6 protein-coding genes and 1 pseudogene are annotated in these 4,124 nt (G+C 49.5%); 6 read left to right on the plus strand and 1 reads right to left on the minus strand.

Annotated elements, in window-relative coordinates; translation table 11 throughout:
• Window positions 1-158 precede the first annotated feature (158 nt).
• The 4 genes and pseudogenes from ACMX3H_RS17405 (at window position 159) to rcsB (ending at window position 2,550) form a co-directional block, all read left to right on the plus strand.
• Window positions 159-1,370 carry an ATP-binding protein gene (locus ACMX3H_RS17405; RefSeq protein ID WP_415211705.1) on the plus strand — a complete coding sequence of 404 codons (1,212 nt, stop codon included), beginning with the start codon at window positions 159-161 and terminating at the stop codon, window positions 1,368-1,370.
• The gene (locus ACMX3H_RS17410) at window positions 1,330-1,629 is read left to right on the plus strand and encodes a hypothetical protein (RefSeq protein ID WP_415211706.1); all 300 of its coding nucleotides are present in this window, start codon (window positions 1,330-1,332) and stop codon (window positions 1,627-1,629) included. Before ACMX3H_RS17405 ends, ACMX3H_RS17410 begins: the two co-directional genes overlap by 41 nt.
• A gap of 49 nt (window positions 1,630-1,678) precedes the next feature.
• Window positions 1,679-1,891, plus strand: a complete 213-nt coding sequence (locus ACMX3H_RS17415; protein WP_415211707.1) for an Hpt domain-containing protein — start codon at window positions 1,679-1,681, stop codon at window positions 1,889-1,891.
• Between the two features lie 8 nt (window positions 1,892-1,899).
• A pseudogene (rcsB, locus tag ACMX3H_RS17420) lies at window positions 1,900-2,550 on the plus strand (response regulator transcription factor RcsB).
• A 294-nt stretch (window positions 2,551-2,844) separates the two neighbouring features.
• Here the strand turns inward: rcsB and ACMX3H_RS17425 are convergent.
• Complete coding sequence (locus ACMX3H_RS17425) at window positions 2,845-3,402, minus strand: helix-turn-helix domain-containing protein (RefSeq protein ID WP_415211708.1); 558 nt, start codon at window positions 3,400-3,402, stop codon at window positions 2,845-2,847.
• Between the two features lie 167 nt (window positions 3,403-3,569).
• Here ACMX3H_RS17425 and ACMX3H_RS17430 point away from each other — a divergent pair, with 167 nt between their 5' ends.
• Complete coding sequence (locus tag ACMX3H_RS17430; RefSeq protein ID WP_415211709.1) at window positions 3,570-3,827, plus strand: helix-turn-helix domain-containing protein; 258 nt, start codon at window positions 3,570-3,572, stop codon at window positions 3,825-3,827.
• Window positions 3,824-4,102: a DNA-binding protein gene (locus ACMX3H_RS17435; RefSeq protein ID WP_415211710.1), complete on the plus strand. Its 279-nt coding sequence runs from the start codon at window positions 3,824-3,826 to the stop codon at window positions 4,100-4,102. The genes ACMX3H_RS17430 and ACMX3H_RS17435 overlap by 4 nt, the downstream gene beginning before the upstream one ends.
• Window positions 4,103-4,124 lie beyond the last annotated feature (22 nt).

Here is a 4,124-nt window from a genome sequence, read left to right on the forward strand (position 1 = left end):
TACATTGATATAGATACAAATTTATGTTATCGCGTTCTTCTTTTTACGTGCTATGCCATATCCCCGGAAGCTAAAAGTCTCCAGAGTATGGCGGAACAGAAGATGAGCGATCGGACAGAATCGGAATCGCTGATCGGGCGACCGGAATCAGTGATCGGGTGAAATCGGAATCAGTGATCGGACGTGACCGGAACCAGCACCCCAACACGGATATGGTGCAGCAGCTAAAATCCCATCAAACGCTGGGACAGGAAGTGATCGCCAATCTGCCGCTGGGCCTGCTGATTTATAATTTCAGCGATAACACGCTGGTGGCGAGTAATAAAATCGCCGATCACCTCCTGCCCCATCTGAGTTTACAGAAAATCGCCAATCTGGCCGAAGGCCATCAGGGCGTCATCCAGGCCACGGTGAACAACGAGGTGTATGAAATTCGGATGTTCAAGAGCCAGATTGCCCCCCAGACCTGGCTGTTCCAGCTGCTGGATCAGGACAAAGAGGTGTTGGTCAATAAAAAGCTGCAGCAGGCTCAGCGGGAATTGGATAAAAACCATGAGGCGCTGCGGGCGATACTCAACAACATTCAGCAGGAATTGAACACGCCGCTGGCCGCGATCGGCCTGCTGGTGGATCGTATCACCGCCAGCCAGGAGGAGCAGCAGGCGGCGTTATTGGCGCAGCTACGCCAGGAGTCCTCGCGACTGATGGGGTTAACGGACAATCTACAGTTGCTTACCCGCCTGGAGCTGCAGGAGTGGCAGCCCGCGAGCGCGCCTATCAATTTGCATCAGCTGTGCGACGATGTGCTGCGGGACCGGTTACCACTGTTGAGTCAAAAAGGGCCGGGGCTGTTTCATCACTACCTGCTGCCGTTCGACCGGCACTATACGGGGGACGCGCAGGCGGTAAGCAAAGTGATAGTGCTGATCCTCGATTACGCCATCACCACCACCCATTTCGGCAAAATCACCTTGCGGGTGAGCGGCGATGACGCCGGCGGCGCGATAACCTTTTCCCTCAGCGATACCGGCAGCGGCATAGGCGAGCAAGAGCTGGCCAACCTCAGCCAGCCGTTTGTCAGCGCGGCGCAGCAGGATCGGTATCAGCGCGGTTCCGGATTGACCTGGTTCTTGTGCGATCAGCTCTGCCGCCGCATGGGCGGCAGGCTGGCGATACAAAGCCGGGTGGATATCGGCACGTGTTATACCCTCAGCTTGCCGCTGGCCCCGCTGGAGGGCGACGCCGGAGAAGAAGCCGAGAAATTGCTGGAAGATACATTAGTCTTACTGGAGATTCGCAACGAAAAAATACGCACTATCGTGAGCGGCATTGCTGGAACAATGGGGCGCCGAATGCATCTACGTCGATGAACACTATCTCGGTCAGGAACATGATTTGCTGATGACGGACGACCCGACGCGCATGGAGGATTATGCGCTGCTGCTGGACGGTGACGCTCAGGGCGTAATGGCGCTCACCACCCGGCGTATCAAGGTGAATTACAATTTCAGCGCGCCGATGCTTGAAGCGATTTTGCAGTTGATAGAGCAGTGGCTGGCGGAGCCGGAGGACGAGCGGGATCAGGCGACCGGCGAGCGCCGGCGGTTACCAAAACCGATTACAGGATAGCGACTATTATGCCCTGTTTGTTGAGACAGTACCCGACGACGTAAAGAGGTTGTATACTGAAACGGAAAGCGGCGATCTGAACGCGCTGGCGCAAACCGCTCATCGTTTGAAAGGGGTTTTCGCGATGCTCGGCCTGGAACCTGGCAAACGTGCCTGTGAGTCACTTGAGTTATATATTAAACAACAAGATATAGCGAAGATGGGATCAGAAATCCATCAGATTGATGTTTTTGTCACTAAAATGCTGCAGCATGCAAGGTAGCCATAACTATGAATAACCTTAATGTCATCATTGCCGATGACTATCCGATCGTCTTGTTCGGCATTCGGAAATCCCTTGAGCAAATCGAATGGGTCAACGTTGTTGTCGAATTCGAGGATTCCACCGCCCTTATTAATAGTTTTGGCAAATTGGATGCGAATGTCTTAGTGACGGATCTCTCCATGCCGGGTGAAAAGTACGGCGATGGTATCACGTTAATAAAATACATCAAGCGCTATTATCCGCATCTGGCGATCATCGTCCTGACCATGAACAACAACCCGGCGATCTTGAGCGCGGTGCTGGAGCTGGATATCGACGGCATCGTGCTGAAGCAGGGTGCGCCTACCGACCTGCCCAAGGCGCTGGCGTCGCTGTAAAAAGGCAAGAAATACACGCCCGAGAGCGTCGCGAAGCTTCTGGAACGCATCAGCGCCTGCGGTTACGGCGATAAGCTCCTGTCACCCAAGGAAAGCGAAGTGCTGCGGCTGTTCGCCGAGGGTTTCCTGGTGACTGAAATCGCCAAAAAGCTGAATCGGAGCATTAAAACCATTAGCAGCCAGAAGAAATCGGCCATGCTCAAACTGGGCGTGGAAAACGATATCGGCCTGTTGAATTACCTCTCGTCGGTAAGCATGGCGCCGGTCGATAAAGAATAATCCACCGCTGTGGGGACTCACCTAAAGTGATCCAGTAGGTATAAACGGGAATATCCGGGAATTCRCGGGATCTGGTGGGATAAAAGCTAAGTAAATCAGTAGGTAATTCTTAARTTGGTGTAAATTAAATCAATATTGCAGTAGAGCTGCAAAGTGATCCATTTGATAGCTRAAAGATAAAATTAAGCAAACAACTTGATCCATTCTAAAGTCAGTATAGTCGCTTTCAAAGTATGTTCAAACTCGAACTAATTTTGAATAAACTAACAATAGTTAGCTAACATTGTGCGCATGTTAGCTAGCTTCCTTATTTTTTAAAGTATTTAATGTCATCCCTGATTCGTGTTCATCAATACCATACTCCTGTAAAATATTTTTTTGTTTGTCTCTGGGTAAATTGCTAATTTGCAGTGCAATGTTCATCACTCTAGGTGATACCCCGGGAGCTTGCTCGGCTTCGTGTTTGGTGAGTTGACTCGAAACTTCATACATAACTTGTTGTAATACTTTTATTTTTTGATCTCCAGATAAATACTTAAACAAGTTCATCAATAAGTTAAGTTCTTTGTCGCATTGTTCTTCTTCGACATTTTTGTTCGAGACTCGAACTTCATCAGAGCTCTGTTCACCGAGAAGCCAGGCAATACTCTTCCCCGTAACTTCAGATATCTTACTTATCGTAGTCGCTCTAGGGAATGCATCACCATTTAAGTACTTTCTAATCATCGTCTCAGACACACCACATTTTCGAGCAAATGAGCTATTTGTCTCTCCGATCATACTCTTCTGTAAGTTCTCTCTAAATCGAACTTTTTCGATATCATCAAAAGAATAATTTTTATTTTTGCTCATAAAATCACCATTCCTTCCTTATATTTTTTACTATAAAATAATAAGGTAATAAAAATTCGACATAATTCGATAAAGTGTTGATTATCGGACTTTTTCGGTATAGTCTTTTACCGTAGCAGGTAACCCGCTTTGGTTACCGGAACCGGTAAACACTTAAGGATCGCAGAATGTCTCGAGAATTCCAAGACTCTTGCGCCGCCGACTGGCATAGAGAAGACGTCAAAGCAGCGGTCAGAAAGCGCGGCAAGACGTTAAGTCAGCTTTCCCGAGAAGCCGGGCTGGCATCAGATACGTTACGCAACGTCTTTCGGTATCACTGGCCTAAAGGTGAACAGATCATCGCGCAGGCTATCGGTGTGGCGCCTCAAGCCATTTGGCCGAGCCGTTATGTACAAAAATACCCGCAGTTCAAGGAAGCGGTATGAACGGAGAGATCTGGGTCACCGTTCAGGAATTCACGGGGTTACCGGGGCTGCCCGGTAGTGCGCCCAATGTACGCAAAAAGCTCGAAACCTTTGTTCAGGATAATGCGGCGCTGTGCCGCAAGCGCGAAGGGAGCAAGGCGATGGAATACCATCTTTCCGCCCTTCCGGCTGAAATCCGGGCAGCGGTGTTAAAACGTCGCAATCAGATAGAAACCTCTCAGGGTCTGATCACCTTGCCTGAGAAAAAGGTAAGCGCCCCGTGGAGGACGTCTTGAATTATTGGTGGGTTTGTTGTAT

This window comes from Sodalis sp. (in: enterobacteria), assembly GCF_047607725.1.
Taxonomy (GTDB): Bacteria; Pseudomonadota; Gammaproteobacteria; order Enterobacterales; family Enterobacteriaceae; genus JBLKSS01.

Coding starts and splice junctions, on each gene's coding strand:
- ACMX3H_RS17425 (WP_415211708.1), bottom strand. CDS start 3,402: ATGAGCAAAAATAAAAATTATTCTTTTGATGATATCGAAAAAGTTCGA.
- ACMX3H_RS17430 (WP_415211709.1), top strand. CDS start 3,570: ATGTCTCGAGAATTCCAAGACTCTTGCGCCGCCGACTGGCATAGAGAA.
- ACMX3H_RS17435 (WP_415211710.1), top strand. CDS start 3,824: ATGAACGGAGAGATCTGGGTCACCGTTCAGGAATTCACGGGGTTACCG.